This is a genomic window from uncultured Bradyrhizobium sp., assembly GCF_936928535.1.
Taxonomy (GTDB): Bacteria; Pseudomonadota; Alphaproteobacteria; order Rhizobiales; family Xanthobacteraceae; genus Bradyrhizobium.
The window spans coordinates 1-2,183 of sequence record NZ_CAKZHY010000101.1 but is presented as its reverse complement, the minus strand read 5'-3'; the positions used below and the strand labels follow the sequence as shown (position 1 = coordinate 2,183).

Below are 2,183 nucleotides of genomic sequence, written 5' to 3'. Positions count from 1 at the left end.
AAAAGTGTCAACCATGTCTCCGAACAAGTGTAAGCTATGTGTCCGGGCTAAACAGTAGCGAAGCAATGACGAGGTTGAGGCGTGAGTTTCCCGACCAGCGACATACCCCAGACATGAGAAAGCGCCCGTGGGGGGCGGGCGCTTTCTGTAGTCGACTTGGGGTTGGGGTCGTCTACATATCCACGTGGCGACTTTGGGGGGCTGGTAAAGAGCCGCGTGAATTCCTGAAACTCAAAATCTCCCTAGCGAACGAGCGATGCGTTCGAGCTTGTGACCACGACCGGCTTGCCGGCCTTGATGACGCGAGCAGTCTGCGTGAGTCCTTCGTCCGAACCTGTACGCGCCGAGATGCCGAAGCCTGCGACTGCGATGCCGGCGACGAGCGCCACGGCCACCACTTTCAGGTGGGTCGAGCGATCCGCGCTGTAAATTGAGTGGTTCATGGAAGCCTCCTGCCGCCATCTACCCGAAGTAGTCGCCAGCCCGTTCAGGCAGGTTCATGCTTCCGGTGCCCAACAACCTAGTATTGGGGGGATTCGTTCCCAAGAGGCCATCACAAGAGCGTGATACGACGTGAAAGATCGCGATCAAAAGCGAGTCTTGATCGTTCGATTTGGCAATTATTTCAAAGCTGTAATATCCATGTCCGGCGCCTTGTCGGCCTTTGGTCCACAAGGCGCCAGGAACTCAAAAACCATTTGCCTGTGGCCGAAAAACACACGGCTTCTTAAGGCAAATCAGATGCTTCCGACCGTTTTCAACCTCGCCCTGGGATGGATTTCGGCCTGCGACAGCACGGTCGTCTGGGCCCGGAACCGCTCGACCAGGGAGCGCACGAAGGGACGAATTGCCGCAGAGGTCACCAGCACCGGCGCCTCGCCTTCGCGGGCGGCGCGCTCGAAGGCCTCGCGTACGCCGGTCATGAACTCCGAGAGCTTCGAGGGCTGCATCGCGAGGCTGCGCTCTTCGCCCTGGCCGATGATGGATTCGGCAAAGGCCTGCTCCCATTTCGCCGACAGCGCGATCAGCGGCAAATAGCCGGCAAAGGAAGTGTTTTGCGCGCAGATCTGCCGCGCGAGGCGCGCGCGGACATGCTCGACCATGGTCGCGGGGTTGCGCGAGAAGGCGAGCGAGTCGGCGATGCCCTCGAGAATAGTCGAGAGGTCGCGGATCGAGATGCGCTCGGCGAGCAACAGCTGGAGCACGCGCTGGATGCCGGAGACGGTGACCTGTCCGGGCACGATGTCCTTGACCAGCTCGCTCTGCTCCTTCGGCAGCTCCTTGAGCAGTTTCTGCACCTCGCCGTAGGACAGTAAGTCGGACATGTTGGCCTTGAGCAGCTCGGTGAGATGGGTGGAGAGCACCGTCGCGGCGTCGACGACGGTGTAGCCCTTGAGCGAGGCTTCTTCCTTGAGGCTGGCATCGACCCAGGTCGCCGGCAGGCCGAAGGTCGGCTCGGTGGTGTGGATGCCGGGCACCTGCACCTGGCTGCCGCCGGGGTCCATGACCATGAACTGGCTCGGCCAGATCTTGCCGGTGCCGGCGTCCACTTCCTTGATCTTGATGATGTAGGTGTTGGCCTCGAGCTGGACGTTGTCGAGAATGCGCACCGCCGGCATCACGAAACCCATCTCGATCGCGAGCGAACGGCGGAGCGCCTTGATCTGCTCGGTGAGGCGGTCGGTGCCATCAGGGCCGTTGACCAGCGGCAAGAGCGCATAGCCGAGCTCGATCTTGAGGTCGTCGATCTTCAGCGCCGCCGAGATCGGCTCCTCGGCAGCGGCGGCGCCCGGTGCACCGGGCGTTCCCGGGGCCGGCGCGGCCTTGGCGGCTGCGTCAGCCTTGGCCGTCGCGCGGTTGCGGTTGCGCGCGGTCCAGGCCAGCGCGCCGGCGCCGACGCCGAGCGCGAGGAAGGGGAGCGTCGGAATGCCCGGCAACGCCGCCAGCACCAGCATCACCGCCGAGGACATTGCGAGGGCCTGCGGATAGCCCGAGAACTGCTTCATCAGCGCCTTGTCGGCCGCGCCGGAGACGCCGGCCTTGGAGACGAGCAGGCCCGCCGCGGTCGAGACGATCAGCGCCGGCACCTGGGTGACGAGGCCGTCACCGACCGTCAGCAGCGTGTAGCTGCGGCCGGCATCGACGAACGACATGCCCTGCTGCGCCACGCCGATGATCATGCC

At 63.6% G+C, this 2,183-nt stretch carries 2 protein-coding genes; both read right to left on the bottom strand.

The window, feature by feature from the left end; translation table 11 throughout:
* Positions 1 to 242: 242 nt before the first annotated feature.
* Complete coding sequence (locus Q0687_RS22140; protein WP_298881337.1) at positions 243 to 443, bottom strand: hypothetical protein; 201 nt, start codon at positions 441 to 443, stop codon at positions 243 to 245.
* A 294-nt stretch (positions 444 to 737) separates the two neighbouring features.
* Positions 738 to 2,183: FHIPEP family type III secretion protein (locus Q0687_RS22135; RefSeq protein WP_298881334.1), on the bottom strand; the 1,446-nt coding region annotated here is incomplete at its 5' end.